This window comes from Vibrio sp. 1562, assembly GCF_033340155.1.
Taxonomy (GTDB): domain Bacteria; phylum Pseudomonadota; class Gammaproteobacteria; order Enterobacterales; family Vibrionaceae; genus Vibrio; species Vibrio alginolyticus.
Genome location: NZ_JAWOVY010000474.1, coordinates 1 through 631, shown reverse-complemented (window position 1 = coordinate 631; position 631 = coordinate 1). Strand labels below are relative to the sequence as shown.

Here is a 631-nt window from a genome sequence, read left to right as displayed (position 1 = left end):
CAAGGCGCAATGAGCCTTGATGAGCTCAATAATCGAATCATTCTCGCAGCCCATCAAGCCGGTTGGATTGACGATCAAACTTACTATGCCACCAGACCTGTTCAACCCGGCGTGTCACTCGCGATGTCAGCCCAAGAGCTTAACGAAAAGATATTACAGGACCCTGAGTTCCTTGTTCGCTATCTGCGTGCACAAGGAGGGTTATAACAATGAAAAAAGTAATCCGAGTATCGCTAATCGCCTGTGCGATTGGTTTTTCATCTATGAGCCAAGCAAGCTTGCAACAGGAGATGAACCAGTTGTTTGGTTCAATGACCAACACCACTGCGCCTGGTGTATTCGAGAGTCAGCGGCGTGGCGTTATATCTGGAGGAAGCGTTGTTGTTCGTAACAGGATCATGAACGAGAACCTCGTCTCTATGGTGCCACCGTCATTCCAAGCCGGTTGTGGCGGCATTGATATGTTCGCGGGAAGTTTGTCATTTGTTAACGCGGATCAGTTTGTTCAATTACTTCGCTCTGTTGCTGCAAACGCCAAAGGATATGCATTCCAATTGGCGCTCAGTGCTATGTGTGAGAAATGCTCCCAGCACATGGAGACACTGCAAAAGAAAATCCAGCAGTTGAACGA

At 48.0% G+C, this 631-nt stretch carries 1 protein-coding gene and 1 pseudogene; both read left to right on the top strand.

Features of this window, described 5'->3' with window-relative positions; genetic code table 11:
• Positions 1–207 (top strand): annotated as a pseudogene (locus R7Z49_RS25900) (thioredoxin family protein); the annotation flags it as partial.
• A gap of 2 nt (positions 208–209) precedes the next feature.
• Positions 210–631, top strand: a 422-nt coding sequence (locus tag R7Z49_RS25895) for a conjugal transfer protein TraH (RefSeq protein ID WP_318112534.1), incomplete at its 3' end; no start/stop codon positions are given.